The following is a 26,637-nucleotide window of genomic DNA, read 5'->3' as shown; positions in this document are numbered from 1 at the left end:
AAACGTCAATAAAACCAGCCAGTTATGGTGAACGCTTTGTTAAGCGTCGTAGTTTATTTTGTGTTGCAGGTGACAAGCCGTCACCGCTTCGTCGGGTTGCGTAGGCCGGAAGGACCATGATCGTTCGGCAGTTCATCAATTGGATCAGGACGGCGCCCGCCGGCGAGCGGGCCGAGGCAACGCGGGCATTGGCCCGGGCCTGGCTGATCTCAGACCTTTCCCATGACGACCGCGTCGCCGCCGAAGGCGCACTGCTGATGCTGCTCGACGATGCATCGCCGCTGGTGCGGCAGGCGATGGCCGAGGCCTTTGCGCGCAGCACCGATGCGCCGGCCGCCATTGTGCGGGCGCTGTCGGCGGACCAGCCGACCGTGGCGCTGCCCGTGCTCGAACATTCTCCGCTCCTGATCGATGCCGATCTCGTCGACATCGTTGCCACCGGTAACAGCGAGGTGCAATGCGCCGTCGCCCGCCGTATCGCGCTGCCGGCCTCGGTCTGCGCCGCGATCGCCGAGGTCGGTTGCGCCGCAGCCGCGCTGGAGCTGATCGAAAATCCTTACGCCGAGCTCGCGCCGTTCTCCTGGGACCGCATCGTCGAGCGTCACGGCCATCTTGCTGCGATCCGCGAAGCGATGCTGGTGCTGGAAGATCTGCCGGCAGCGACCCGTGCCGCGCTGGTGGCCAAACTCTCCGAGACCCTGGCGCAATTCGTCGTGGCGCGAAACTGGCTGAGCGCCGAACGCGCAGACCGCATGACGACCGAGGCGCGCGACCGCTCCACCATGAACATCGCGGCACGTTCGCGCGGCGAGGAGATGCAGGGATTGGTGCGGCACCTGCGCGTCACGGGCCAACTCACCGCGGGTCTGATCCTGCGCGCGCTGCTCTCGAGCAACCTCGACCTGTTCGACGCGGCGCTGGCCGAATTGGCCGATCTGCCGCTGCCGCGCGTGACCGCGCTGCTGCATGACCGCGGCGGCGCCAGCCTGCACGCGCTGCTCCGCCGCGCCGGGCTACCCGAGGCAACCTTCGCGGCATTCCAGATGGCGCTCGATGCTTGCCACGAGCACGGTTTCGTCGATACCGAGGACGGCGCGGCGCGGCTGCGCCGGCGCATGGTCGAGCGCGTGCTCACCCATTGCGAGACCGACGGCGGCGCCACCGAACCGTTGATGATCCTGCTGCGCCGCTTTGCCACCGAGTCCGCACGCGAAGAGGCGAGGCTGTTCTGCGACGAGCTGGTCGCGGACGAGGCGATCGCACCGGTCTATGACGATCTGATCGCGGCGTAGTGAGATGCCGTAGGGTGGGCAAAGGCGCCTTGGCGCCATGCCCACCGTCTGTCCGCGCAATCAGGATCGGTGGGCACGCTTCGCTTTGCCCACCCTACGATTTCTACGCTCGCAATGACGAAGGAAAACTACTCCGCCGGCACGATGCTCGGTGCCAGGATCGCCTCGAGATGCTCGGGGCGGTCGCGATTGACGTGGGCGAGATATTCGTCGGCGACGTTGCGCAGGCGGCGGCTGAGTTCGGCGGAGACGCTGATGCTGTCGAGCCTGGTGTTCTCGTGGGCGATGGCCAGGATGGCGTTGATGTGGTGCGTGAACAGCTCGGCCGGCACCTTCTCGAGATCAGGGGCGTGCTCGATGACGCGGCACAGGCTCTCGGCGATTCCCGCCGCCGACGGAAAGCCGAACGTCGCAGCGTCGCCCTTGATGTCGTGCGCGGCGCGGAACAGCTCGTCGCGCCTGTCCTTGGTGAAGCCGTCGTTGCGTATGGCGACGTAGGCGGCCGACAGCCGGTTGACCTCGGTCGCCATCCAGTCCTTGAATTCGCCGGAAAGACCGGCCAGCGCCTGCTCGGCGCGGCCGACCGGATCGTCCATGTCCTTTTCCTCGACCCGGCGCAGCACCGTGCGCAGCGGATTGGGCTGCGTGATCAATTGATGCGTGGCGAAGGCCTTGACCTCGATGTCCCTTGCGCTGTTCTTCGCCATGATGTCTGCCCCGACCGTGTGAGAAGTTGCGCTAGATGGTGGAGCGGGCCTTGTCGAGCAGCGAGGGTTGCTGGAGCACCTCGTGCTTTTCGCCGACGCGGCGCTCGGGGCCCATATAGGCGGAGCTGGTGTTGCGGCGCCGGTCCGGTCCGAAATAGGTCTTGGTCTTGATGAAGGGGCGGGGACTGGCGACCACGTTGAGGATGCGCTGGTAGAGTCCCTTGGCCGAGATCGGCTTGGCCAGAAATTCGGTGACGCCGGCATCGCGCGCGACCGTGACGCGGCGTTTCTCGGAATGGCCGGTTAGCATGATGATCGGCGCGTAGGGATTACCCTTGGATTCCGGCTGCCGGATCATCTGCGCGAGCTCGAGCCCGTCGAAGATGGGCATGGCCCAGTCGGTGATGACGATGTCGGGGACATAGTGGCTGTACATTTCCAGCGCGGTCGCACCGTCCTCAGCCTCGTAGACTTCGCGGGCGCCAAAGGAATGCAACAGCGTCCGCAGGATGCGGCGCATGTGCGGATTGTCGTCACAGACGAGGAAGCGCAGCTTGTTGAAATCGATGCGGAACATGGCGCCCGGGGCCGAAGCGGTCAACTTTCATTAACCATATCGCGCCGAGGGTTAACGAAGCGTTGCGACCAGGGACCGGCATGCGCCGGAAGATACCTCAGGAGCCGAACTGCTCGCGCAGAATGCGCTCTTCCAGGCTGTGGCCGGGATCGAACAGCATGCGCATCGAGATGGTCTTGTCGGACAGGACCTCGACACGGCGGACGTCGCGTACCTCGTCGTGGTCGGCGACCGCCGCCACGGGGCGCTTGTCACCCTCCAGCACCTCGATCACGACATAGGCCGTGATGGGCAGGAGAGCGCCGCGCCAGCGGCGGGGGCGGAAGGCGCTGATCGGCGTCAGCGCCAGCAGCGCGGCGTTGATCGGTAGGATCGGCCCCTGCGCGGACAAATTGTAGGCAGTCGAACCCGCCGGGGTCGCCACCATGATGCCGTCGGCAATCAGCTCGGGCATCCGCTCGCGCTCGTCGATCAGGATCCGCAGGCGCGCGGCCTGGTAGGTCTGCCGGAACAAAGCGACTTCGTTGATGGCGTGGTGCAGGTGGACGCGGTCGTTGGCATCGGTCGCGCGCATCAGCAGCGGATTGATCTCCGACTCCTGCGCTGCCTCGAGCCGCTCGCGCAAATCGTGCGTGGCGTACTCGTTCATGAGAAAGCCCACCGTGCCGCGGTGCATGCCGTAGATCGGCTTGCTCGTGTGCATGTGCCGATGCAGCGTCTGGAGCATCAGCCCGTCGCCGCCGAGCGCCACCACGACGTCGGACTCCTCCGGATCGCAATTGCCGTAGCGCTTGGTAAGCTGGCCGAAGGCGGTCTGCGCCTCGCTGCTCGGGCTGGCGACGAAGGCGATCCGGTCGTATCGCGAGGACTTGGTCATGGCTTCCAGGCAGGGTCGCTGGCTCGAGAAAGTTCCGCCGGGCTCGTCTATACGACCTGGGCCTGTATTGTCGAGGATGACCGCCCTTCAAAGCAAACGGGCGACTATCCATCCCGATTCAGGACAAAACCGGGTCGATTTGAGCCCGATCGGCCCGTTCAGGCCCCGCGGGACCGGTGATCCCCCAAACCGTCGCAATTCCTCGCTAGCTTATCGGTACTCGCCGGCTCTTGCAGCCCGGCAGGGAGAACGATCATGGTCATGCGTTTGCAGGCGCTCCGCCGCCTGGGCCTGATGCTGGCGGTATGGGCTTTCGCGCTCGCAGGATTGGCGCATGCGGATGATCCGCCGCAGCCGCGCTCCGAGACGACGGCGCCGACCGGACAGAAGGGCGGGCGCGGCGGCAACGCGCAAAACGCGGCGCAGGCCCCCGAGCCGCATCGTCTCCCGGCGGATTCGACCACCAGGCAGACGCTCGATCTTCCGGGCCGGACGCTCGCCTTCAGCGCGACTGCCGGCTCGATCCGCGTATTCGATGACAAGCGCGAGCCGCTGGCCGACATCGCCACCAACTCCTATGAACTCGACGGCGCCGATCGCGCTACGCGCCCGGTCACCTTCCTCTTCAATGGTGGGCCCGGCGCATCCTCGGCGTGGCTCCAGTTCGGCGCTGCCGGGCCATGGCGGCTGCCGCTCGACGGTGAAGCGCTGTCGCCGTCGGCCTCGCCCGAGGTCAAGCCGAACGCCGAGACCTGGCTCGACTTCACCGATCTCGTCTTCATCGATCCCGTCGGCACCGGCTACAGCCGCTTCGTCGCGAGTGGAGACGACGCGCGAAAACGGTTCTATTCGGTCGACGGCGACGTCAATTCGATCGCGCTCGTCATCCGCCGCTGGCTCGAGAAGCACGACCGGCTGACCTCGCCGAAATACGTCGCGGGCGAAAGCTATGGCGGCATTCGCGGTCCGAAGGTCGTGCGCCAGCTGCAGCTCCAGCATGGTGTTGGCGTCAGGGGCCTGATCCTGTTGTCGCCATTGCTCGACTTCCGCGAGTTCACCGGCACCAGCCTCCTGCAATATGTCGCGACCCTGCCGAGCTATGTGGCAGTGGCACGCGAAGCCAAGGGACCGGTCACGCGCGCTGATCTCGCCGACGTCGAGGCCTACGCGCGCGGCGATTTCCTGGCTGATCTCGTCAAGGGCGAGGCGGACAAGGAGGCCACCACCCGTCTCGCCGACAAGGTCGCAAGCCTGACCGGCCTCGACCAGGCGGTGAGCCGCAGGCTTGCCGGCCGCTTCGACGTCGGCGAATTCCGCCGCGAATTGGACCGCAAGAACGGCAAGGTGACCGGACGCTACGACGCCTCCGTGCGCGGCTTCGATCCCTATCCGGATTCGGGCAACTCCCGGTTCGGCGATCCCTCTGGCGATGCGCTTCAGGCACCGCTGACGAGTGCCGCGGTCGATGTCCTCACACGCAAGCTCAACTGGCGGCCGGACGGCTCCTACGAAGTCTTGAACGGCGCCGTCGAGCGCAACTGGGATTTCGGCAACGGCATCACCCCGCCGCAGTCGGTATCGGATCTGCGTCAGATCCTCGCCACCGATGCGAAGCTGAACGTGCTGGTCGCGCACGGCCTGTTCGATCTCGCCACGCCCTATTTCGGATCGAAGCGGGTGCTCGACCAGCTGCCGGCCTTCGCGACGCAGCGCCTGAAGTTCGTCGTCTATCCCGGCGGCCACATGTTCTATTCGCGCGACGGCTCGCGCCAGGCGTTCCGTGGCGAGGTCGAGGCGCTGATCAGGGAGTAGTTCTACTGAGTCAGAAAGTCGCAGTACCAGGGATTCAGGAATCAGGTAGTGGGCGGGATTCAGGCCAGCGGTAGGGGCTGAGGATGGATCGCCGAAGGTTTAAGAACAGTGAATCGCGATTTGCCGCCTATGTCGAGGGGCTTGCGAGCGTGATCGGGCACAAAGACCGAGAGCAGCCGCTTCGCGATTATTGCACCGGGCTGATGCTGCGAGGCGAGCGCAAGAGCGTCGAACCGATCGCAGCGGTCACGGCACCGGCGCGGGTGGCCGCCCAGCATCAATCGCTTCTGCATTTTGTCGGCGAGGGACGTTGGTCCGACGAACGCGTCTTGGCCAAGGTGCGCGAGAAGGTCTTGCCCGAGATCGAGCGTCACGGCCCGATCGAAGCGTGGATTATCGACGATACTGGACTGCCGAAGAAGGGGCGGCAGTCGGTCGGTGTTGCGCGGCAATATTGCGGTCAACTTGGTAAGGAGGACAACTGCCAGGTCGCGGTGTCGCTGTCGATTGCCAACGAACATGCGAGCCTGCCGGTGGCGTACCGGCTGTATCTGCCGCAGGAATGGGCGGAGGATAGCGATCGTCTGCGCAAGGTGGGGGTTCCTGAAGATATTGGCTTCAAGACCAAGCATGAGATCGCGCTGGAGCAACTGCACTGGGCCTGCGCGGCTGGTCTGCCGCGTGGCGCGGCGCTGCTGGATGCCGGCTATGGCAATAACAGCAATCTGCGCGCCGACATCACGGCCCTGGGGCTGGCTTACGTCGCGGGCATTCTGTCGAATACGACGGTGTGGGCAGACGGGACGGGACCGCTGCCGCCGAAGACTTGGTCGGGCCGCGGACGGCCACCAAAGCGCCTGCAGCGCGACGCCAAGCATTGGCCGGTCTCAGTCAAAGACCTTGCACTCGGCCTGCCCAAGCGCGCCTGGCGCACCATCGAATGGCGAGAAGGTTCGGCGGAAACCATGTCTTCGCGCTTTGCGCGGGTGCGGGTGCGTGCCGCGCGGCGTGACGAAAGGCGCCACGAGCCGTGCCCGCAAGAATGGCTCTTGATCGAGTGGCCCAAGGACGAGACCGAGCCGACCAAATACTTTTTGTCGACGCTTCCCGCCGATATCGCCTTTCACCGTCTGGTCTACTTCGCCAAGCTGCGTTGGCGCATTGAGCGCGACTATCAGGAGCTCAAGCAAGAAGTCGGCCTCGGGCATTTTGAAGGTCGGGGATGGCGTGGCTTCCATCATCACGCAACGCTCTGCATCGCAGCTTACGGATTCCTGATCTCCGAAAGGGAGACGATTCCCCCCTCAGGACCTCGTCACGCCCCGATCTTCCCGCAACTTGCCCTTCCCGCAGGTTACCGACCCAGAGGTACTGCCGTTGCGGCCTGAACGTCACATCCCGAACTCAATCGCGACCATGCGCATCCGTTTGGCCAACGCGATCGCCAGAACCTTGCCGCGATGCCCGTGTTGCGGCCAAAGCAAAATGCGACCACGCCCGAAATTTGTGACGCAGTAGAACTAGAGCATGATCCGGAAAAGTGCGAAGCGGTTTTCCGATAAGATCATGCTCCAATTAAACAGGCCGGCGTTTTCGCGGTGGGTATCGCCGCGCCATCTCGCGGGCCACGACGCGCTCCGGCTTGACGTTGGCGCCGGCGAGCCAGATGTCGCTGACTTTGCCGCGCTTGTCGCGGACGCGGCGCACCGGCTCGCCATGGCTGGAGTAGCCGGCGGCCGAGGCGAGCTTGCCGGTGTCGCGGCCGGTTACTTCGATCTCGCCGGCATCCATGAATGGGTTGTTGAATTGCGGATTGGCGAGGAGCACGCGGTCGCCCATCGGCACCAGATCGGTCGCGCCCCAGATCGTCCACCACCGGCCGGTCCAGTCGCGTACGCGCCGGCTCGGTGCACCACGCGTCTGGAAGGCGCGCAGGATCTGCATCGCGCCGTCCATCCAGAATGGCGCCGCGCCGTCGATGGAGTTGCTCAAGATGCTGATCGCGAGCTCGCAGCCTGGGATCGAGCAGGTCCGGGAGATGTAGCCCTGAAAACCGCCGCCATGGCCGAACCAGTCCCAGCCGTCGGTCTTGCCGGCGTTGACGCCTAAGCCGTAATAGCCCTCAAGACTTTGCGGGACGCGCCAATGGTGCCGCGTCATCTCGCGGCGGCTCGCGACAGACAGCACGCTCTTTTTTGCGTTGGGCGCAAGCTGCGCGAAGAAGCGGGCGGTGTCGGCGGCGGTGGCGACGAAGCCCGCGGCGGACACCATCGCGTGGGCCGGATTGTCGCCGGGGATCACGCATCGCTCGCCCAACGGCAGTTTTCGGGTGTGGCCGCGCGCAAACGGCGCGCCCTTGGGAAGCGGCACGTTGGGCTCGATCTCGCGCAGGCCCGCTGGCTCGATGATCTCGCGCTTGATCCATGTCGAATAGGGCTCCTTCGTGACCGCCTCGATGACGAGACCGATCAGGCCAAAACCGTGATTTGAATATTTGAAGCGCGTGCCGGGCTCGATCGCGGTCGGCAGCTTCAGCTCCGCGACCAGCTCTTTGGCGTCGAGATAGGGGCGGCTGTCGATGAACTGGCCCGAATCCGCGCCATCTCTGGTCAGGCCTGCGCTATGCGAGAGCACCTGCGCTAGCGTCGTTTCGGCAACGCGCGGATGCAGGCCGCCGACATATTGACCGACGGCATCGTCGAGCCGGACCCTGCGCTGTTCACGCAGCTTCATGATGCCGGCCGAGGTAAAGCTCTTCGAGTGCGAGGCGATGCGGAAGCGGTGGCGCGGGGTGAGCTTCTCGCCGGTGTCGAGATTGGCGAGGCCGAACGCATGCTCGGCGACGACCTCGCCGCGATGAGCGAATGCGACGATGACGCCCGGCTGTTGCGATGTCGTCAGTTGGAATTCGATCCAGGAGCCGATGTAGTCGATCGCGGATCGTAGCCACGCGTCCATTGCGCACCAATTGCGAGGAGAGGATTGCGGCGCGGAGGCTAGCCGAAAAAGCAGAACCGGCACAACCCTGAGGTTGTGCCGGTTCTTGTCGTTCGGAGATCGGGTGTCTCAGTAGACGAGCGTCGCGCCGGTCGGCCTGTCGAGCGCTGTGGCAAGCGAGCGATATTCGGAGCTGTCGGTGCCGGCGAGCGAGGCGATCTTGTTCAGATGATACTGCGCCTGTTCGCGGTTGCCCTGTTCGAGCTGCCAGAGGCCGTAATACTGCCAGGTGCGGACGTGGTTCGGATCGTCCTTCAGCGCCAGCTCGTAATAAACCTTCGACGACTGGTAGTCGCCGAGCTTGCGGTAGGAGTAGCCGATCAAATTGGCAACATCGGCGACATCGTCGCGCTTGAGCGACTTCAGCTGGTCGATCGCGCTCGTGTAGTCGTGGCTGTCGTAGATCGTGGTGTAGGCGGTCTGATAGGCGGCAAGGAATTTGGGATCGCTCACGGAGGAGCTCTTCTTCTTCGATTTCTTGGTCGAGCTGTCCGACTTCGGCGGCGAGGGCTCGTCGCTGCCCGCGGCGTAGGCGCTGGTCAGCACCGGTCCGGCGGCCAGCGCCATCGAGACAAGCCCCGGTACCAGAAGCATGGAAAGTTTGCGCATCTATCTTCTCCCGTATGGAACGTGGCGATCGTACACGATTGCCCGAAGACCGGAACACCCAACGGGCAAAAACATTCCCGGCAGCCCGTCGTTCTGCTGCAGATGACAAACTTGTCATCGAGATGAACGGAAGCCTGCAATCGGCTTCAGACTGGGTTCAGTGCGCGCCACCTAGGCTCCCACCCACGATCGAAGAGTTGGCGAGAGGGCGCCGCCTCAAGATCATTCAAGAGGAGACCCACCATGTTGAAGACCATTTCCGCAGCCTTGCTCGCAGCTTCCGTGATCGCAGCCCCGGCTTTCGCCGCCGAAGCCGGCAAGACCACCACGACCGCGCCGGTGATCAAGGCGGACCAGAGCCAGACCAAGGTGTCGAACACCGCCGTGAAGCCCGACGCCGGCGTCAAGGCCGACACCAAGGCCGCCGACGTCAAGGCGGACACCAAGCTGGATTCCAAGGCGAAGGCGATGAACGCCAACGCTGCCGTCACGCCTGCCGAGCACAAGACCGTGCGCACGCACCGCCATCACCACAAGCAGGTGTCGGCCAAGAAGTCGCTGAAGGCGCAGCCGGATGTCGCCAAGCCGGTGACCACCGAGAAGCGCAGCTAACGAATGCTCCCGCGCGGCGGCATCCTTAGCATTGCCCCGCCGCCGCGCGCGGAGTTCAGACCCGGCCCGTCGTCCCGGCGTCTGCGCGTAAGCGCCGGCATCGGCGGCGGGACGGTGCGCAGTTCGTCAGGTTTTCGAAAAGGACCGAATTCCCTTTGCGCAACCTTGGAGCTAGAACGTCTCCGGGATAGGCGGGCCGGAGAATTCGATTCCGTGGGGCGATTGGTGAAACGTGCGGCGATCCTCGTGCTGCCGCTGGCGCTTGCGGCATGTTTTGGCAGCGCAGGCGACCGTCCGTCGGTGATCGACGCTGGCCCGCAGCCGTTCCCCGACAATTTCCGCAGCGACACGCTGGCGCTGATGCGTAGCTATCTGAACAATCCGGTCGGCGTTCGCGACGCCAGCATGGCCGAGCCGGTGTTGCGCGAGGTCGGCGGCCGGCAGTTTTATGTGAGCTGCCTGCACTTCACGCCGCGCGAGACCGACGGCAGCTACAAGGGTATGCGCGAACGGGTCGTCGTCTTCGTCAATGGCCGGGCGGATCGCGTCGTCGACCGTGCGAACGAACTCTGTGCTGGGGCGGTTTACGCTCCCTTTCCGGAACTGGAAAAGATGGCGCGGTAACGCAAAGCCCGCCTTCATCGCCTGGTGCTAGAACAGGTCTGCCGGAGCCGCTGGATCACATTTTGGCGAACTTTGAACAGGCTGGTTTCGCCTTGCGACAAATTGTTACGGCGGGTCTTGCGCGAGCAAGAAATAGATCGCTGCAAGCAAACGTGACGGAACAAATCGCGTTGTTGCCGCCGCGTCACAGTAACGAACGATCAACGTTCCGGCATCGCCGCGAAGCAACCCAATTCACGCCACGTTGTTTGCTGAGTGTCGTATATGAAAGAACGGGGATGACCATGAAGACGATTTTGCTGGGCGCAGCAGCCGCCCTGCTGGCGCTGGCAGCTCCAGCCGCAGCAGCCGACATGCAGCCGCGCCCCTACACCAAGGCGCCGGCCCCCACACCGCCGCAGGTGATCTATAACTGGACCGGTTTCTACATCGGCGGCCATGTCGGCGGCGCGTTCGCGGGCGACAGCAGCTTCCAGTCGAGCGACGCCCGCTTCCTGGGCGGCGTGCAGGGCGGTTTCGACTACCAGTTCGCGCCCAATTGGGTGGTGGGTATCGAGGCCCAGTATTCCTGGCTGCCGACCAACAACAACGGTGTCCTGTTCCCGTTGGGCACGCAGGTGACGTCCAACACCGACCAGATCGGGTCGGTGACCGGCCGCATCGGCTACACCTGGGGTCCGACGCTGGTCTACGCCAAGGGTGGTTACGCCTGGCGCAATAACGGCCTCGGCGTCAACATCGCCGGCGTGCCGCAAGCCTTCACCACCACCGGCAACAGCAAGGACGGCTACACTGTCGGCGCCGGCCTCGAATACATGTTCGCGCCGAACTGGTCGGCCAAGGCCGAGTACCAGTACTATAATTTCGGCAGCACCACCTTTACCTCCGGCCCGGCCGACATCGTCGGCGTCCGCGGCCGTGAGGACGAACATACCGTCAAGGTCGGTGTGAACTACCGCTTTGGCTGGGGCGGGCCGTCTGCCTCGCGCTACTGATCCCGCTAGCAGCGACCACGATCTGACAAAGGCCGGCTTTGCCGGCCTTGTTTGCCTTGCGTGAACCATCTGGCGCGTCATTTGCAAGCAAACATTCCTGCGCGCGCCTTCTCACGCGCGTCATGGGGCTGAGGTAAAGCAAAAATAATTTTTGCGATTTACGGAACTCGCGCTCCGGAACACGTTATTATCGAATTGCCGGGTTGGTGGGACAACGAACATGCGTATCTTGGCGTCGGCGGTGGTGGTCTCGTGTTTCGTCGCGCTGCCGTGCTCTGCACAGACAATCCTCAAATCCGAGCCTTTGATGCTGGCACCCTATGAGGTTGCCTTCGTCAAGGACGCCTCCTGTCCGTCGGGCAAGGTTCTGAAGGTCACCGGTGCGATCCGCGGGCTGCACCGCCGCAAGGCCTGTGTGGCCTTGGCCGGTGAGCAGGCGTCACTGGCAACCGCCACGCCCTGAGGTGGCTTCCGGCCGGATATTACGAACTCAACTGTAGCTCCATTCCGGCCTCCTGTTCGGCCTCGGCCTTGTTCTTGGCGGGATCCTCGCCTTGGGCGGCCCGGCAGAGCTTGATCTCATAGTCGTTGTCGAGCACCCGGCGTGGCCCCGGCCGCACATCGTCGGCACTGACGTCCACAACGAGGCCGCTCCGCTGCGCGAGCTGCCAGACGTCGGCCTCGCCCGGATAGGCCTTGCTGATCTGGGCGTCGTTGCAAAACAGCGCGTACGGCATCCTTCCCGCTCCCGCAAAGACCGTTAACGTCCTCTGGGGTGGAGGGTTTCGCGTCAAAGAGGTCTATCACGGGGCCGTGATCAGAACCGGCGGGCCGTGAGTCGTAAACGAGTCCTGAATCGTCAAAAAAAGAATCCCTGGGACTCCCTCGCCGGAATCAGCGGATGTTTTCGGTCATGACGACCGACCTCAAAACCTCCTGTGGGCACATGCTCCTGCCGCTGACGCTGGCGCTGTTTAGCGCCTGTGCGGCCAATCTCTGGTTGGTATGGACGTGGCTGTAGGCGCCGGACTGAAGGGCCGGCCCTACTTTTCAGCCGGCGGGAGGGACGAACCATCGCGAATGGCGTCGCGGAGCCTGGTCAGGGTTGCCGCGCAATATTCCTCCCGTTCGCGCTCGAACCGCTCCTGGTGTTTGCGGAAATTGGCGATGCGGGCCTGCATCTCCGTACGGAAAGAGCCGGCCGCCCGCGGCAGCGGGACCTGGGCGGGCTGAGCCTGCGGCTCGGGCGGTGGGGTGGCCGGTGGCGGCTCGATTTCGACCGCAGCAGCCCGGACGGTGATGGTCTCGGTGGTCACGGCGAACGCAGCCGCCGGGGCCTCCGGCGGGGGAAGTTCATCCTTCCTGCCGGTTACCGATTGGACGAAGGCCAGTGTCTGCGCGATCAGCGCGTCGCGTTCCCTGATCCACTTCATGGTCCACCTTTGCTGGATCCATTCCACCAAAGCTGGCTGGCCGAATCAAGTGAGGTGATCTGCAAGGGATTGCATATTTTTCCCGATTGTCCGACACTCAACCGATGGATGCCGGAGAAGAACAGTCGGACGAAGCGGAGGGCTTGAGGCTCGTGCGCGCCTTTCTGGCGCTGTCGCCGGACAAGCGGGCCGAGGTGATCGCGTTCGTCGAGGAATTGGTGCGTGCTCATGACCGGCCCGAGGAGGGCCAGAAAGCCTCGCCGACGTGAGCCCTATCGCGCGCGCGGATTGACGTTGGGCACGAACGGTGCGCCGACCACCCGGACCGGCACCTCGGCGGTAGCATCGATCGGCCTGTTCTCGGCAACCCGCTTCTCCGGAGCCTGCCCCGCGACCACCGGCTCGAACAGCACAAACGTGCCGGCCACCACGGTGCAGCACAGTGTCACCGCCGCCAGCAAGAACATGTTTCGGTTTTCTTCCCTGATCTGCATGGGCCAAGAACGAGCGAGACTCTTGGTTGGTTCCGGGCTCGCGATGGCCAGATCGCGTGCTTCAAAAAGAGGTCGAAGCTTGCGCGAGGCTTATCGACAGAGCCGGATGGTTATTTTTCCGTAAGCTAGCCGTGTCATTTGGCATCAATTCTTAACGTCCGCCGGTTCCAATGCCGTCACTGGGACTGCTTCGGTCGCTCGGACCGAATAATCATTGGACGGCTGGGAATGAGCTTTTTGAACAATCTGAAAATCGTGTGGAAGGTTGCACTGATCGTGGCCGTGATGGGATGTGCGATGGTCGCCGTCGCCGGCTTCGGCACGCGCGAACTCTCCGCGACCGTCGACGGGTTTGCCGACCTCTCTGCCGCGCAATCGGCGGCACTCAACCTCACGCGCGCCCAGCGTCGGGCCGAGACCTATCATGCGGCGCTCTACGCGATCTTCACCGAGGCGACCGAAGCTGGCAACACCAAGCGCTTCAAGGTCGCGAAGGAAAATCGCGACGGCATCGCCAAGTTTCTGGAAGCAGCCGAGCAGGACGATGCGACGCGGGCGAAGGAGATCAAGGGCATCGGTGATCAGTTGAAGGCTGTTTTCGCCGGCTGCGATCCGGTGCTCACCGACGGTACACAGGCAAGCAGCATCGAAGAGAATGCCAAGGCAGCCGAACGTGCGCACAAGGAGTGCGACCCGCTGATGGATGCTGCCCTGGCGCGCATCGCCCAATTCGTGACCGAGACGGCCCAGGCGGTGTCCAAGCGCAAGGAAGCCATCAATCGCGACGCCAGATCTGCGACCTGGACCGTGATCGGCGTCAGCGCCAGCGGCCTGATCGTCGGCATTGCGATCGCGTTCTTCATCGGCCTCAATGCGATGTCCCGGCCGATCGCCCGGCTCAAGCTCGCCATGGAGGGCCTTGCCCGCAACGATCTCAAGACCGAAGTGCCGGAGAAGGACCGCCGCGACGAGATCGGCGACATGGCCAAGACGGTGGAAGTGTTCAAGACAAACGCGCTCGAAGTGGAGCGGCTCAAGGCGGCGCAGGCGGAAGTCGAGCAGCAGGCCGCCGAGCAGCGCCGGCGCGACATGGTCAATCTTGCCGACGGCTTCGAACGGGCGGTTGGCGAGATCATCGAGACGGTGGGATCCGCATCCACCGAGCTCGAAGCGTCGTCCTCGACGCTGGCAACCACCGCGCAGCGCGCGCAGGAGCTGACCTCGGTCGTCGTGGCCGCTTCGGGTGAAGCCACCGGCAACGTGCAATCGGTCGCGACTGCCACGGAAGAACTGTCCTCCTCGGTCAACGAGATCAGCCGGCAGGTGCAGGAATCGGCGCGGATGGCGAGCGAGGCCGTCAACCAGGCCCGCACCACGACCGAGCGGGTCAGCGAGCTCTCGGTCGCAGCGACGCGGATCGGCGACGTCGTCGAGCTGATCAACACCATTGCCGGCCAGACCAATCTCTTGGCACTCAACGCCACGATCGAGGCGGCGCGCGCCGGCGAAGCCGGACGCGGCTTCGCGGTCGTCGCCTCCGAGGTAAAGACGCTGGCCGAGCAGACCGCGAAGGCGACCGGCGAGATCAGCCAGCAGATTTCCGGCATCCAGACCGCGACCCAGGAGTCGGTGAGCGCCATCCGGGATATCTCCGCGACGATCGAGCGGTTGTCGGAGGTGTCCTCGACCATTGCTGCGGCCGTCGAGGAGCAGGGCGCCGCGACCCAGGAGATTGCCCGCAACGTGCAGCAGGCGGCCCACGGCACCCAGCGGGTCTCCACCAATATCGCCGACGTGCAGCGCGGTGCGGCCGAGACCGGCTCGGCCTCCTCGCAGGTGCTCTCGACCGCGAAGATGCTCGCGACCGACAGCAACCGGCTGAAGGACGAAGTCGGGAAATTCCTCTCGACGGTGCGCGCCGCGTAAGTTTGCGCGGCGGCATCGGTCCGCCGCGCCAGCAAATATCTACCGCGCCAGCAGGAAGCTGAGCGCGATTGTGAACAGCACGGCCGTCATGACGACGGCCGCAGCCGCGCCGGCAGCGATCCTGGCCTTCTCTCGGGCGGTAGTGGGGCGCATGGGACGCGCATGCTACCTGATGTTGAACTCTGATCCAATATTGGTAGTAGCTGTCCCCGCGGCAAACATCCATTCCCGAAGATCAACCCAGCGACGGCTGGGGGCAGAGAAGGTGACGCGACGCGTCTCGCCTCAACGATATTTCGGACGCGGCGCGCAATTCGTCCTCGTCACGACATTTCCCGAATGGGATGCAAATCGGGATTGCGAGGACGGCAACTGGCGTGCGCTGAACATGGAGAGGGCGCCGTTCAACTGGCCCGCGCCGCGCGCGCTGATCAATGAGCGTTGCGATGAGGACGACGGCGGCTGGCGCGACAAGAGCCTCGGGCTGTGGCGGCTGGATGAACTGCCCGATTTTGCCCGCATTGCCACGAACGTGTGACAGGCGCATACGGAACTTCAATTGCCTCCGGGATCGCACTAAGGATACACTTTGGGTTGTGTGAAGCGATCTCGTGTCAAGCTGACATTGCCGGAGCCCGCTATGAAGCTGAGCGCCGTCGCAGCCGCCATGTTGGTCTGGTGTTGTTCTCCAGCGATGGCACAGCAGGACGGCGCTGCGCTCTACGCAACACATTGCGCGCAATGTCACGACGCCAGTGAAGCCCAGAGCCGCGTGCCGGCGCGTAGCGCCATCCAGGCGATGTCGTTCGAGCATGTGCTGGCGGCGCTGACCTCCGGCAGCATGGCGGCGATGGCGAAGGAGCGCAGCGACGAGGAGCGCCGTACTATTGCCGCCTTCGTCACCGGCAAGGCTGCGACCAGCGGTGCCGCAGCCGATGCGCAGGGACGTTGCACGCAGCAAGTCGGCGGCTTTCCGCTACCGCTCGATGGTCCGCGCTGGAACGGATGGGGCGTCGATCTCAACAACAGCCGCTTTCAGCCGGTCGACATGGCAGGGCTCTCGGCGGACCAGGTGCCGCGCCTGCGGCTGAAATGGGCTTATGCATTTCCTGGCGCCTCGGTGTCCTTTGCTCCGCCGACAATCGTGGGCGGCCTGTTGTTCATCGGCGGCACCGATCGCAAAGTGCATGCGCTGGACGCGAAGAGCGGCTGCACGCTGTGGACGTTCGCAACCGATGCAGCGGTGCGCGCCGCGATCACGTTGGCACCGCTTCCCAGCACCGATCAGTTCGCGATCTTCTTCGGCGATCTGCGCGCCAATGCCTATGCCGTGAACGCAGTGACCGGCGCGCTGATCTGGAAGGCGAAGGTCGAGGAGCACGCCGCCGCGCGTATCACCGGCGCGCCGGTGCTGCATTCCGGCGTGCTCTACGTTCCGGTCTCCTCGCTCGAGGAAGCCGCCGGATCGCAAGCCACTTACGAATGCTGCAGCTTCCGCGGCAGCGTGGTGGCGCTGGAGGCCGCGACCGGCAAGCCGATCTGGCAGGCCTACACCATCCCCGAAGTGCCGCATCCGACCGGCAAGAATGCCAGGGGCACGCAGCTGTTCGGACCGTCCGGTGCCGCGATCTGGTCGGCGCCGACGATCGACGCGAAGCGCAGCGCAATCTATGTCGCGACCAGCAATTCCTATTCAAACCCGCCAACCGCAACCAGCGACGCGATCCTCGCATTCGACCTTGCGACGGGAAAGCTGTTGTGGAAGCAGCAGGCGACACCGAAGGATGCCTATGTCGTGGCGTGCTTCAGCGCGGACAAGACCAACTGTCCGGAGGATCACGGGCCTGATCACGATTTCGGCCAGTCGCCGATCCTTGCAACCTTGCGCGATGGCAGGCGGATGCTCGTCATCGCGCAGAAATCCGGCGTCGTGCACGCGCTCGATCCCGACGATGGCGGCAAGATCCTGTGGCAGACGCGGGTCGGGAAGGGCGGCGCGCTCGGCGGCAGCGAATGGGGCTCGGCGGCCGATCAGGATCGCATCTATGTCGCCAATTCCGACGTGCGTTTCCTGCGCGACGGCACAAGGCGCCTCGACTCCACGCAAGGCGGCGGCCTGTTCGGCCTCGATCTCGCCAGCGGAAAAATTGCGATGGAAGTACCGCCGGTCCCATGCGGCGATCGCCCGCAATGCAGCCCCGCGCTATCGGCCGCGGTCAGCGTGATCCCCGGCGTCGTGTTCTCCGGCAGCGTCAGCGGATTCCTGCGCGCCTACGCGACCGCAGACGGCAAGCTCTTGTGGGAGTTCGACACCGCGCAGGACTACGCCGCCGTGAACGGCGTCCCCGCCCATGGCGGCGCGATCGACGGTCCGGGTCCGGTCGTCGTGGACGGCATGCTCTACACCAATTCCGGCTACGGCCAATGGAGCGGCGTCGCCGGCAACGTGCTGCTGGCGTTCGAGGTCGGGAGGCAATGAGGACGTGGTGGCGATCGCGCTGCGTTCCCACGACAGCGATCGGCGTTGCTGTTGGCGCGATAGCGGAGCCAAATTTTCCGCCGCCGATCAGATCGGTGTTCGAGCAGTCGAAACACGCCTGGGTCGACATCAACGGCGCTGCCGTCGTGCACGTCCAGCAAAGCAGCGCGCCGAAGAATTCAAACTGAGGTTTCCACCTCAAGCGCTGGTGCCGGCTGAGGGGATTGAACCCCCGACCTTCGGTTTACAAAACCGCTGCTCTACCGCTGAGCTAAGCCGGCGACGCTGGAAAGCGGGGCGGGGGCCGGCATGCGCCGGGGCTGTCCGTGCCCGCGCGTCGCAATACCAGACTTGGTTAGAAAGTGCCAGAACCCGCGACCTATCGCGGGCATGAAACAGGCGGCCCGAAGGCCGCCTGTTCTGTCGCGCTCGAACTAGACCGGCCTATTGGCAAAGGTGCCGGCGGCCGTCCTCGCCCTTGAAGAAGGTGCCGGGCGTGCAGACGAAGCCGTTACGCTCGGCATAGCTGCGGCTGTCCCAGCCGCGATTGTCCCACGAATTGTCGTAGGCGTAGCTGTTGTCCCAGGCGCGGGCCGGGGCGGTGGCGATCGCACCCGCCGTGCCGATCGCGGCGCCGGCGACGCCGGCCGCGACGTCGGTCGGCCAGAAGCCGGTACGGCTCCTGTTCCAGTCGTTGTTCCAGTCGCCATTGCCCTGGCGGTAGCTCACGCGGCGTTGCCGATAGCCGTTGTCGGTGTACGGATTTCCCGGTCCGAGGTTCTGGCAATTGGCATTGGGGATTTGCGCTGCGCAGCGCCCTGGATTGTTGATCACCGCCTGCGCCATGGCCGGCGCAGCGAGTGTAGTCGCGGCGATCGCCACGGCGCCGAGGAGTTTGATGCTCATGGTTGTTGGCTCCCGTTGTGATTGACGGGAGCTAAACGCGCAAGGCGGCGGACGTTCCGGCGCAACAGCCTGATTTTCTGCTGCATCGGTCAAAGGGATGTGAGCGAGCGGAACGGGTCCGGCCGGGAGCCCGCGGGCCGTTAACGCTTCGCTAGTGTGCTTTGCAGCATTTGAGCGGCAGGCGATCCTTACACGTTAGGCTTACCGGAAACTGGTCAATCGGCCTTAACCCTCTCTGCGTCGTGATCGGATAGGTTGTGTTCCGGAACAACCGGGATCCCGCCATGCGCGCTTTGGCGCTCGCAGCCTTTCTGATCGGACTGCCCGCGACGGCGCTTGCCGGCGGCGGCTTCGATATCGTCGTTCCCGGCCGTCCCGGTGTGCCCATCATCATCAACGGCATCGATGCATCCTATACCGTCATCGAAGGTGTCTGGGGCCTGGGCAAGAACGTGCAGGTGCAGCCGACGATCTATGGCGGGCGTTACGTCGCCGAGCGGCAGCCCTCCGATGTCGGTCACTATTATCCGACGCTTGGATTGCGGCCCGGCTACGGCCGCCTTGAGGTCGAGCCGCCTGCGAACCGCAAATTGCCGCAGCCGGCGGAAAGCTATTACCGGAGCTGGGGGGCGCAATCCGCGCCGCTGCCGGCGCAGATGGACGTTCCCGCCGATCCGCCGCCGGTGATCTTTGCGCCTGAGATCAACGTCAATCCGCAGCATCGTCGGCCACGGCCGCGTGCCGAGGGGCCCGGCAGGCCACCCGGTTAACGTCAAATCCAACAAACGAAAATCAACAGGAGAGAGTAATGCGTCAGATGATTTCGGGACTGGTCGCGGCGGCTGCCGTGATGATTGCAGGGGCCACACCCGCCATGGCCTGCGGCTTCGACCCGTGCCAGCCGGTCGCGCCGGTCTATTCCGGCTGCAACACCGGCTGCGGCTATGGCGGCTGGGGCTATGAGCGCCTCGCCGAGCCGACCACCCAGTACTACTACGTCAACCAGGGCCCGACCTACACCGGCCCGGGCGCCTTCGCGCCGTACCCGACCTATCGTGAGGACGCGGTGGTTGCGCCCGCCAATTACGGCTACGGCCGCGGCTATGGCTATGGGCACGGCTATGGTTATGGCTATCGCGCCGCCGCGGTCGAAGCGCCGGCCGCCTATCCCTATCGTCGCCCGTACTACCGTCCGTATCGCTACGGCTACGGCCCGCGCCAGGGCTATCTGCCGCGCGTCAACTACGGTTACGGCCCGCGCTATGGCTACGCCCCGCGCCACGCGCCGTACTATGGCGGCCACCGCGTGCTGCGCCGCTATTACTGATCGCCTGATCGGTTGAATTAGAAAAACGCCCATCCGCGTGATGCGGACGGGCGTTTTGTTTCGCTACCGTTTCATCAGCCCCAGACGACTCGCGCCGAGATAGAGCGAGAGCACGGCGGCGTTCGACACGTTGAGGCTCTTGATCTCCCCGGGCATGTCGAGCCGCGCCACAACGCTACAGGTCTCGCGCGTCAACTGCCGCAGACCTTTTCCTTCGGCGCCGAGCACGAGCGCGAGCGGCTCGCGCAGCGCGATCTCGCTCAAATCCTCGCTGCCCTGGCTGTCGAGGCCGACGGTCTGGAAGCCGCGTTCGTCCAGCGCTGTCAGCGCGCGGGCGAGGTTTTGCACCGTGACCATCGGCACCAGCTCGAGCGCGCCGGAGGCGGCCTTCGCCAGCACACCGGTTGCTTCCGGACTGTGGCGCGCGGTGGTGACGATCGCCTTCACCGCGAAGGCCGCCGCCGATCGCAGGATCGCGCCGACATTGTGTGGATCGGTGATCTGGTCGAGCACCAGCACGATGCCCTCCTGCTCCAAGGTTTCGATGTCAGGCGAGGGCAGGGGATCGGCCTCGGCCAGGAGGCCCTGGTGCACGGAGTCGGGCGAGAGCAGGCGGTCGATCTCCTGGGGCCGGACGATCTCGGGCGTGATGCGGGTCTCGATGTTCTCGTCGGCGAGCCGCCGCGCGGCGTTCTCGGTCAGCGTCAGCTTGCGGATCTGCCGCTGGGGATTGGCGAGCGCCATGGTGACAGTGTGCCAGCCATAGAGGATGACGGGCCCCTCGGATGTCGAATCACGGTCGCGCCAGGCCGGCCGGCCGGCCGATTTTCCCGGTCTGTTGAAGGGCTTAGCGCCGCCGCGGGGGCCCTTGGGGGTGAATTTTCGATCCTTCATGGGCTCGCTTGTGTCACGGGCTCCGGAATATGGCAATTTGGGTGCGATCAGGGGCGGTTTTAGCTGTTCGCCTCGGTTGACTTTGCCCCACCGCTTCGCCCATAAACGCGCCCGGTCGCGCCCCTATCCGGGCTGTCGCGGCCTTCACGTTCCATGGCCGTCTTCGGTCGCCGGCAAGGTCCGGTCCGATTGTGCTGCCGTCGAGCGGGGGGAGTGTCCCGAGTGGCAAAGGGAGCTGACTGTAAATCAGCCGCCTTATGGCTTCGCAGGTTCGAGTCCTGCCTCCCCCACCATCCTTCGCGAGCTACGGCTCGGCAAGCCAGCACAGATGCAAGCCAGCACAGATGATTGTCGCGCGAAGCTACTGAAGGCTGCCACGCCGTAGCCCGCAGGCGGGGTTGTCGCGCCAAACGCTACCCCATCATCTCCCTGACCATCGGCACCACCTTGCGCCCGTAGAGCTCGATGCTTCGCATCAGCTTCTCGTGCGGCAGCGGTCCTGCCGAATACTTCAGCTGAAACCGCGAAATATGAAGCGCCTTTGCGGTTGCGGCGACCTTTTTCGCGACCGTCTCCGGCGAGCCGACATAGAGCGAGCCGTGCTCGGCTTCGCTGATGAATTCGTCGCGGCCCATCGGCGGCCAGCCGCGCTCCTTGCCGATGCGGTCGCGCATGGCCTTGTAGTCCGGCCATAGCTCCTCGCGCGCTTGCGCATCGATCTCGGCGACGTAGCCGGGCGAGTGCACGCCGATCGGCTTTGCGGGGCGGCCGAACTCCTTGAAGGCGCGGTGATAGAGATCGACAAACGGCGCAAAGCGCGCGGGATCGCCGCCGATGATTGCAAGCATCAGCGGCAGATCGTAATGCGCGGCGCGCACCACCGATTGCGGGCTGCCGCCGACGCCGATCCATGTCTTCAGCGTGCCGTGCTCGACCGGCGGATAGACCAGCTGATCCCTGAGCGGCGGCCGCAGCTTGCCTTCCCAGGTCACCGGTTTCTGCGACAGCAGCGCGGTGAACAGGTCGAGCTTCTCCTCGAACAGCGCCTCGTAAGCCCGCAGGTCGAAGCCGAACAGGGGAAAGGATTCGGTGAAGGAGCCGCGGCCAAGGATCACTTCGGCACGTCCGCTCGAGAGCGCATCGAGCGTGGCAAAGCGCTGGAAGACGCGGATGGGATCGTCCGAACTCAACACCGTCACGGCCGAGCCAAGATGGATGCGCTTGGTTCGCGCCGCGATCGCGGCCAGCACCGTCTCGGGCGAGGAGATCGCGAAATCGGCGCGGTGGTGCTCGCCGAGGCCGATGAAGTCGAGGCCGAGCTCGTCGGCCAGCACCGCCTCGTCGACGACGTTGCGGATCACCTGCGCATGCGAAAGCATGGCGCTGGTGGCGTCCTGGGTGACGTCGCCAAAGGTATCCAGTCCGAATTCGAGCGGTGCGGTCATCGATCAGGTCTCTATGGGGAGGATGGACGAGACTTAATGGATGGCCGCGGTGCCACAAGGGCATCCCCGGAAATGCTCGGTTTCCGTTTTTTCGACTTACCGCCACATCCCTCGCATCCGCGCGCCGATATCAACCTTCGGGCCTTGCGCCGCGGTGCGTGCCGCGCCTGCGGCCGCCTTCGGCCAGGCGGTGCGTTCGAACAGATAGATCAGCGATTCCGGGATGAAGCGGGTGCGTGAGGCGTAGACGTGGCGGTCGCCCTTGGCGGCCTGGCCGTGGGTGAAGAAGCGCTGCGGCACGACGAGGTGCAGGTCGTCCTTGGCGCGCGTCATCGCGACATAGAGCAGGCGCCGCTCCTCCTCGAGCTCGGCGCTGGTGCCGGCGCCGAGATCGGAGGGCATGCAGCCGTCGACGACGTTGAGCACGAACACCGACTTCCACTCCTGGCCCTTGGCGGAATGGACCGTGGAGAGGATCAGATAGTCCTCGTCGCGAAGCGGAGGCCCGGATTTGTCGCTGGTCGCATCCGGGGGATCGAGCGTGAGCTCGGTCAAGAATTTCTCGCGCGAGACGTAGCCGCTCGCGATCTGTTCGAGCTGCATGAGATCGGCGCGTCGCGTCTCGGAATCCTCGTGGAGCCGATCGAGGTGCGGCGTGTACCAGAGCCGCACGCGCTCGAGATCGACTGGCCATTCCGAATAGCGCAGGTTTTCGACCGTGCGGACGAAATCGGTCCAGTCGGCGCCGGTGCGCGGCGGTACCGGGAGCTGGCCGAGCGCGTGCAGCGGATCGGTACTCTCCGCCATCTGGTCGAGCACGCGCTGCGCGGTCGCGGGCCCCACGCCCGGCAACAGATGCAGGATGCGGAAGCCGGCGACGCGGTCGCGTGGATTTTCGGCGAAGCGCAGCAGCGCCAGCACGTCCTTGACGTGAGCCGCGTCGAGAAACTTCAGTCCGCCAAACTTCACGAAGGGGATGTTGCGGCGGGTCAGCTCGATCTCCAGCGGCCCCGAATGCGAGGACGTCCGGAACAGCACCGCCTGGTGCTTGAGCAGCGCGCCTTGCTCGCGGTTCGCCAGCACCTCCTCGACGATGTAACGCGCCTGGTCGGCCTCGTCGTGCACGGTGACGAGCTGCGGCTTCTGCGTGGAGGTGCGGTCGGTCCAGAGATTCTTGGTGAAGCGCTCGCGCGCGAGCCCAATGACGCCGTTGGCCGCCGCCAGCACCGCTTGCGTCGAACGGTAGTTGCGGTCGAGCGTGATCATTTCGGCGCGCGGTGAGAAGCTCTGCGGAAAGTCCAGGATGTTGCGCACGGTCGCGGCGCGGAACGAATAGATCGACTGCGCGTCGTCGCCGACGACGGTGAGGCCGCGGCCATCGGGCTTCAGCGCCAGCAGGATCGAGGATTGCAGGCGGTTGGTGTCCTGATATTCGTCGACCAGCACGTGATCGAAGCGGCCGCCGATTTCTTCGGCGATCAGCGCGTCGCTCATCATCTGCGACCAGTAGAGCAGGAGGTCGTCGTAATCGAGCACGTGCTGGGCCTGCTTGGCCTCGACATATGCCGCAAACAGGCCCTTGAGCTCGGCGGCCCAGCCCGCGCACCAGGGATAATGCTGACCGAGCACTTTCTCGATCTCCATCTCGGCATTGACACAGCGAGAGTAGATCGAGAGGCAAGTGCCCTTGGCGGGAAAGCGGCTCTCGGTCTTCGACAGGCTGCGCTCGTGCCGGACCAGGTTCATCAGGTCGGCGGAATCTTCGCGGTCGTGGATGGTGAAGGCAGGATCGACGCCGATCCGCTCGGCATATTCGCGCAAGAGCCGCGCGCCGATGCCGTGAAAGGTGCCGGCCCAGCTCAGCGCATCGCGCATGATCGCGGCATTGTTCTCGCCGAGTACCTTTCGCGCGATGCGCTCGACCCGGCCGGCCATCTCGGCCGCCGCGCGGCGCGAAAACGTCATCAGCAGGATGCGGCGCGGATCGGCGCCGGCGACGATCAGATGCGCGACACGATGGGCCAGCGTGTTGGTCTTGCCGGAGCCCGCACCGGCGATGACGAGCAGGGGGCTGCCCACGGTCGTGCCATCGGCCACGCCATGCTCGACGGCGCGGCGCTGCTCCGCATTGAGCGTGTCCAGATATGTCGCCACGAATCGCCCCGGTGAAACGGCGAGAGTCGGCGATCTCGGCGCGAATCGCAATGCGGCTGGACGGACCCGATTTTAGGACCTAGGGAAAAGATGACCCAAGGTTCCAGTCCGCAAAGCGTGCCAGGAATGACCGAGCTCAAGCCCGAACAGTTCGAGATGCGGCGGCTGGAGTCGCTCAGCAACACCATTTTCGGCGTCGCCATGACGCTGTTGGCCTATGACCTGCCCAAGGCCGCGGTCTTCACCAGCGCGCCAGGCTGGAGTGATCTCGCCCATGTCTATTCCGGCAAGCTTGCCGGCTTTTCGCTCAGCTTCATCATCGCCGGCGTGTTCTGGATCAGCCATCACCGGCGACTGGCCCGCCAGCCCGTCGGCAGCCGCGGCGGGGTGATCCTCAACCTATTCTTCCTGCTCTCGATCGTGCTGCTGCCGGTGACCAACGGCCTCTACACCAATTACGCCATGAGCAGCGCGGTCGCCGTGCTCTACGGCCTGAACCTGACCGTGATCGCCGGCCTCAATGCCTGGCTGTGGTGGACGATCCTGGGCGGCTGGCGCCACGAGATCATGGCCTCGCTGTTTCCGCTCCTCGTGTTCATCCCGGGCACGATCGTGGCGGCGTTCGCGCCGCATGTCGCGCCCTTCGTATGGTTCATCGCCTTCGGCGGGCTCCTGATCCAACGCTTCTACGCCGCGCCGACCGGGGTGGACGCGTAGGCGCGGGAGCTCATCCATCCGACGCCGTCCTGCCGAACCCGTCGGCCGGCACGTAAAGCTTGACTGGGCGGATTTCGTAGACCGCAGTCGGATTGACCTGACGCAGCGTCCGCGCCGCCGCGATCGCCTCATCATCAGTGTCGAATTCCATGAGGTGGAAGCCGAGAAGCTGCTCCTTGGTCTCGGCAAACGGGCCGTCCAGCACCATGCCCGCGCCGGGGCCACGCAAGGTGCGGGCCTTTCGGGTCTCATCCAGACGGGCGGCCGGCCCAAAGTGTCCGCTTGCCCTCAAGGGCGCCTGAACCTCCAGGACTCGGGCCACGACCGCGGCGTCCTCCTCTGGCGTCCACGACAAAATCTCGTCTTCCACATGGTAGGCCAGGATGGCGTAGAGCATCGTCACCTCGTTTGTTTTTGAGCTCGCGGTCCGAAGGACGTATCACCGCCGCCGATACCGACAATCCCGGAGACTAAAGTATTTCGTCGCGGAGTGCGCGACGAAACCGTCCCGAAACCCGATTGCCAGCTTAAGGGGTGAACGCCGCCCGAAGCCGACGCGACTGATGGCCACAAGAACACTGGAGGCGGCAATGTCGGGTCTGGCCATCAAGATCATCTGCGACGCGCGTCGGGCGGGACAATCGGAGGCTGCCGATTTGTACGACCACGCCGGCCATCACCGCTATTACGGCAGCTCCGCAGAGAACGGCGGTGAGCGCATCGCCGAAAGCCGTCGTGGCAAACGCCCGCGCGCGCTCAACGTCTGCGGCTTCTGAAGCCTTGCGCGACGAACAAATTTTCGACCATGAGCGTCTTGCAGATATCGATCGCCGCATCGCCGTTCCTGCTCTCGCTCGCGAGCCGGACAAGCAAGGCGATCGCGCCATGCTTGCTCGCGAGCATCTTCGCGGTGCGCGAGCGGCTTCGCGCGATCTGATCGTGGCAGCCGTCGTTACAGTCCGCTCAGGATCTGCTTGATCAGGTCGGCCCGCAACTGGGCGAGTTCGCCGCTCGCCTCCATCTGCTCGATCACCTTTCCGACTTTCGGCACGAGATCGCGATGCCGCTCATGCAGATAGTGGTAGATGCTGATGCGCTCGAGCGGCGGGGAGAGCGGATAGACCCTGGCTTGCAGATTGAGTTTCCTCACCGCGACCTGCCCGCTGAAGAGATCGGTGACCATCACGTCGAAGCGGTCGGCGTCCAGCATCTGGATCATGTTTTCGAGGCTTGTGGTCGCCGTGACGCGGTCCATGCCGCGCGTGCCGGCTTCTGAAGAGCCGACGCCGCGGACGATGCCGATGCTGTAGTTCCTGATCGAATTCCAGCCGGCGACGTCGAAATGCAGTTTCGTGCTGAAGACCGCGGGCTCGATGTAGTTGATCGCAGGCGCAACCTGGATCAGCGTCGGGTAGTCGCGCGACAGCGTGCCGATGCGCTGGATCTCGCCATCGACCTCGCCGGCGCTCGACAACGCGAGCGCCCGCTTGCCGGGGACGTCCTCGAATTCGAGCTTGATGCCGAGCTTGGCATAGACCGTCCGCAACATCTCGCCGCCGACATATTGGCCTGGGATGTCGGCGATGCGCGCCAGGCGGATGACCTCTTGCGCCTGCGATGAGCTGGCTGCGAGCAGTGACAGGCAGACCACGGCTATCCGCCACATGACGCGTCTCCTTGCTTACTCGATCGCTGCCACCGGATTCGGGCACTTGCGCGATCTATCGGAGATGGTATTTGGACCAGGCCGCAAGCTCGCC

General features: G+C 64.7%; 29 protein-coding genes, 2 tRNA genes and 1 pseudogene. 17 read left to right on the top strand and 15 right to left on the bottom strand.

Translation table 11 applies throughout. The annotated features are described in order from the left end of the window. The first annotated feature begins 116 nt into the window (after nt 1-116). A complete protein-coding gene (locus IVB18_RS32230; protein WP_247984367.1) occupies nt 117-1,292 on the top strand; it encodes a DUF2336 domain-containing protein in 1,176 nt (391 codons plus the stop codon). A gap of 128 nt (nt 1,293-1,420) precedes the next feature. Here the strand turns inward: IVB18_RS32230 and IVB18_RS32225 are convergent, their stop codons facing one another. The 3 genes from IVB18_RS32225 to IVB18_RS32215 form a co-directional block, all read right to left on the bottom strand. After that, complete coding sequence (locus IVB18_RS32225; RefSeq protein WP_247984366.1) at nt 1,421-1,999, bottom strand: Hpt domain-containing protein; 579 nt, start codon at nt 1,997-1,999, stop codon at nt 1,421-1,423. Between the two features lie 31 nt (nt 2,000-2,030). Continuing rightward, entirely contained in the window at nt 2,031-2,576 is a 546-nt protein-coding gene (locus tag IVB18_RS32220) for a response regulator (protein WP_247991783.1), read from the bottom strand. A 97-nt stretch (nt 2,577-2,673) separates the two neighbouring features. Then, complete coding sequence (locus tag IVB18_RS32215) at nt 2,674-3,453, bottom strand: NAD kinase (protein ID WP_247984365.1); 780 nt, start codon at nt 3,451-3,453, stop codon at nt 2,674-2,676. Nucleotides 3,454-3,708: 255 nt separating this feature from the next. Between IVB18_RS32215 and IVB18_RS32210 the strand changes: the two genes are divergently transcribed. Both IVB18_RS32210 and IVB18_RS32205 read left to right on the top strand, forming a co-directional pair. Beyond that, nucleotides 3,709-5,265, top strand: coding sequence for a peptidase S10 (locus tag IVB18_RS32210; protein ID WP_247984364.1), 1,557 nt, complete (start codon nt 3,709-3,711; stop codon nt 5,263-5,265). Nucleotides 5,266-5,348: 83 nt separating this feature from the next. Continuing rightward, nucleotides 5,349-6,653: an IS701 family transposase gene (locus tag IVB18_RS32205; protein ID WP_247984363.1), complete on the top strand. Its 1,305-nt coding sequence runs from the start codon at nt 5,349-5,351 to the stop codon at nt 6,651-6,653. Nucleotides 6,654-6,840: 187 nt separating this feature from the next. Here IVB18_RS32205 and IVB18_RS32200 read toward each other — a convergent pair whose 3' ends face one another. Together IVB18_RS32200 and IVB18_RS32195 are read right to left on the bottom strand one after the other, a co-directional pair. Beyond that, nucleotides 6,841-8,223: a serine hydrolase domain-containing protein gene (locus tag IVB18_RS32200; RefSeq protein WP_247984362.1), complete on the bottom strand. Its 1,383-nt coding sequence runs from the start codon at nt 8,221-8,223 to the stop codon at nt 6,841-6,843. A gap of 108 nt (nt 8,224-8,331) precedes the next feature. Next, nucleotides 8,332-8,871 carry a tetratricopeptide repeat protein gene (locus IVB18_RS32195; RefSeq protein ID WP_247984361.1) on the bottom strand — a complete coding sequence of 180 codons (540 nt, stop codon included), beginning with the start codon at nt 8,869-8,871 and terminating at the stop codon, nt 8,332-8,334. Nucleotides 8,872-9,114: 243 nt separating this feature from the next. Between IVB18_RS32195 and IVB18_RS32190 the strand changes: the two genes are divergently transcribed. The 4 genes from IVB18_RS32190 (at nt 9,115) to IVB18_RS32175 (ending at nt 11,565) form a co-directional block, all read left to right on the top strand. Continuing rightward, nucleotides 9,115-9,483 carry a hypothetical protein gene (locus tag IVB18_RS32190; protein WP_247984360.1) on the top strand — a complete coding sequence of 123 codons (369 nt, stop codon included), beginning with the start codon at nt 9,115-9,117 and terminating at the stop codon, nt 9,481-9,483. Nucleotides 9,484-9,696: 213 nt separating this feature from the next. Beyond that, complete coding sequence (locus tag IVB18_RS32185) at nt 9,697-10,107, top strand: hypothetical protein (protein ID WP_247984359.1); 411 nt, start codon at nt 9,697-9,699, stop codon at nt 10,105-10,107. 284 nt (nt 10,108-10,391) lie between these two features. Further along, nucleotides 10,392-11,102: an outer membrane protein gene (locus IVB18_RS32180; protein ID WP_247984358.1), complete on the top strand. Its 711-nt coding sequence runs from the start codon at nt 10,392-10,394 to the stop codon at nt 11,100-11,102. A gap of 220 nt (nt 11,103-11,322) precedes the next feature. Then, nucleotides 11,323-11,565 carry a DUF6719 family protein gene (locus IVB18_RS32175; protein ID WP_247984357.1) on the top strand — a complete coding sequence of 81 codons (243 nt, stop codon included), beginning with the start codon at nt 11,323-11,325 and terminating at the stop codon, nt 11,563-11,565. 19 nt (nt 11,566-11,584) lie between these two features. Here the strand turns inward: IVB18_RS32175 and IVB18_RS32170 are convergent, their stop codons facing one another. Further along, entirely contained in the window at nt 11,585-11,839 is a 255-nt protein-coding gene (locus IVB18_RS32170; RefSeq protein WP_247984356.1) for a hypothetical protein, read from the bottom strand. Nucleotides 11,840-12,145: 306 nt separating this feature from the next. Further along, complete coding sequence (locus tag IVB18_RS32165; protein WP_247984355.1) at nt 12,146-12,535, bottom strand: hypothetical protein; 390 nt, start codon at nt 12,533-12,535, stop codon at nt 12,146-12,148. 104 nt (nt 12,536-12,639) lie between these two features. Between IVB18_RS32165 and IVB18_RS32160 the strand changes: the two genes are divergently transcribed. Further along, nucleotides 12,640-12,804, top strand: a complete 165-nt coding sequence (locus IVB18_RS32160) for a hypothetical protein (protein WP_247984354.1) — start codon at nt 12,640-12,642, stop codon at nt 12,802-12,804. Nucleotides 12,805-12,807: 3 nt separating this feature from the next. On the opposite strand, the gene IVB18_RS32155 is transcribed toward IVB18_RS32160, so the two are convergent. After that, nucleotides 12,808-13,002: a hypothetical protein gene (locus IVB18_RS32155; protein WP_247984353.1), complete on the bottom strand. Its 195-nt coding sequence runs from the start codon at nt 13,000-13,002 to the stop codon at nt 12,808-12,810. A 255-nt stretch (nt 13,003-13,257) separates the two neighbouring features. Between IVB18_RS32155 and IVB18_RS32150 the strand changes: the two genes are divergently transcribed. The 3 genes and pseudogenes from IVB18_RS32150 to IVB18_RS32140 all read left to right on the top strand — a co-directional run bounded on the left by IVB18_RS32150 (nt 13,258) and on the right by IVB18_RS32140 (nt 17,434). Continuing rightward, nucleotides 13,258-14,955 (top strand): HAMP domain-containing methyl-accepting chemotaxis protein, encoded by a 1,698-nt coding sequence (locus IVB18_RS32150; protein ID WP_247984352.1) that lies wholly within the window; start codon nt 13,258-13,260, stop codon nt 14,953-14,955. 304 nt (nt 14,956-15,259) lie between these two features. Next, nucleotides 15,260-15,493, top strand: a pseudogene (locus tag IVB18_RS32145) (class I SAM-dependent methyltransferase); the annotation flags it as partial. A 102-nt stretch (nt 15,494-15,595) separates the two neighbouring features. Beyond that, entirely contained in the window at nt 15,596-17,434 is a 1,839-nt protein-coding gene (locus IVB18_RS32140; protein WP_247984351.1) for a PQQ-binding-like beta-propeller repeat protein, read from the top strand. Nucleotides 17,435-17,640: 206 nt separating this feature from the next. Here IVB18_RS32140 and IVB18_RS32135 read toward each other — a convergent pair. Next, nucleotides 17,641-17,715: transfer RNA gene (locus tag IVB18_RS32135), tRNA-Thr, on the bottom strand. Nucleotides 17,716-17,878: 163 nt separating this feature from the next. After that, nucleotides 17,879-18,340 (bottom strand): hypothetical protein, encoded by a 462-nt coding sequence (locus tag IVB18_RS32130; RefSeq protein ID WP_247984350.1) that lies wholly within the window; start codon nt 18,338-18,340, stop codon nt 17,879-17,881. A 284-nt stretch (nt 18,341-18,624) separates the two neighbouring features. On the opposite strand from IVB18_RS32130, the gene IVB18_RS32125 reads away from it, so the two are divergent. Both IVB18_RS32125 and IVB18_RS32120 read left to right on the top strand, forming a co-directional pair. After that, nucleotides 18,625-19,110: a hypothetical protein gene (locus IVB18_RS32125; protein WP_247984349.1), complete on the top strand. Its 486-nt coding sequence runs from the start codon at nt 18,625-18,627 to the stop codon at nt 19,108-19,110. 38 nt (nt 19,111-19,148) lie between these two features. Then, nucleotides 19,149-19,667: a hypothetical protein gene (locus IVB18_RS32120; protein WP_247984348.1), complete on the top strand. Its 519-nt coding sequence runs from the start codon at nt 19,149-19,151 to the stop codon at nt 19,665-19,667. Nucleotides 19,668-19,730: 63 nt separating this feature from the next. On the opposite strand, the gene rlmB is transcribed toward IVB18_RS32120, so the two are convergent. After that, a complete protein-coding gene (gene rlmB / locus IVB18_RS32115) occupies nt 19,731-20,561 on the bottom strand; it encodes a 23S rRNA (guanosine(2251)-2'-O)-methyltransferase RlmB (protein WP_247984347.1) in 831 nt (276 codons plus the stop codon). A gap of 207 nt (nt 20,562-20,768) precedes the next feature. Here rlmB and IVB18_RS32110 point away from each other — a divergent pair. Further along, nucleotides 20,769-20,854: transfer RNA gene (locus tag IVB18_RS32110), tRNA-Tyr, on the top strand. Between the two features lie 120 nt (nt 20,855-20,974). On the opposite strand, the gene IVB18_RS32105 is transcribed toward IVB18_RS32110, so the two are convergent. Both IVB18_RS32105 and IVB18_RS32100 read right to left on the bottom strand, forming a co-directional pair. Beyond that, complete coding sequence (locus IVB18_RS32105; RefSeq protein WP_247984346.1) at nt 20,975-22,006, bottom strand: LLM class flavin-dependent oxidoreductase; 1,032 nt, start codon at nt 22,004-22,006, stop codon at nt 20,975-20,977. Nucleotides 22,007-22,102: 96 nt separating this feature from the next. Next, nucleotides 22,103-24,160, bottom strand: a complete 2,058-nt coding sequence (locus tag IVB18_RS32100) for an ATP-dependent helicase (RefSeq protein ID WP_247984345.1) — start codon at nt 24,158-24,160, stop codon at nt 22,103-22,105. A gap of 126 nt (nt 24,161-24,286) precedes the next feature. On the opposite strand from IVB18_RS32100, the gene IVB18_RS32095 reads away from it, so the two are divergent. Next, nucleotides 24,287-24,877, top strand: coding sequence for a TMEM175 family protein (locus tag IVB18_RS32095; RefSeq protein ID WP_247984344.1), 591 nt, complete (start codon nt 24,287-24,289; stop codon nt 24,875-24,877). 10 nt (nt 24,878-24,887) lie between these two features. Here IVB18_RS32095 and IVB18_RS32090 read toward each other — a convergent pair whose 3' ends face one another. Further along, nucleotides 24,888-25,274: a YciI family protein gene (locus IVB18_RS32090; RefSeq protein WP_247984343.1), complete on the bottom strand. Its 387-nt coding sequence runs from the start codon at nt 25,272-25,274 to the stop codon at nt 24,888-24,890. A 193-nt stretch (nt 25,275-25,467) separates the two neighbouring features. On the opposite strand from IVB18_RS32090, the gene IVB18_RS32085 reads away from it, so the two are divergent. Both IVB18_RS32085 and IVB18_RS51710 read left to right on the top strand, forming a co-directional pair. Further along, a complete protein-coding gene (locus IVB18_RS32085; protein WP_247984342.1) occupies nt 25,468-25,653 on the top strand; it encodes a hypothetical protein in 186 nt (61 codons plus the stop codon). Between the two features lie 29 nt (nt 25,654-25,682). Continuing rightward, nucleotides 25,683-25,814 (top strand): hypothetical protein, encoded by a 132-nt coding sequence (locus IVB18_RS51710; RefSeq protein ID WP_256477137.1) that lies wholly within the window; start codon nt 25,683-25,685, stop codon nt 25,812-25,814. A gap of 15 nt (nt 25,815-25,829) precedes the next feature. Here the strand turns inward: IVB18_RS51710 and IVB18_RS32080 are convergent, their stop codons facing one another. Beyond that, nucleotides 25,830-26,543 carry a transporter substrate-binding domain-containing protein gene (locus tag IVB18_RS32080; RefSeq protein WP_247984341.1) on the bottom strand — a complete coding sequence of 238 codons (714 nt, stop codon included), beginning with the start codon at nt 26,541-26,543 and terminating at the stop codon, nt 25,830-25,832. Between the last annotated feature and the right edge of the window lie 94 nt (nt 26,544-26,637).

This window comes from Bradyrhizobium sp. 186, assembly GCF_023101685.1.
Classification (GTDB): domain Bacteria; phylum Pseudomonadota; class Alphaproteobacteria; order Rhizobiales; family Xanthobacteraceae; genus Bradyrhizobium.
The sequence above is the reverse complement of the archived record's forward strand: the minus strand, read 5'-3'. Positions and strand labels throughout refer to the sequence as shown.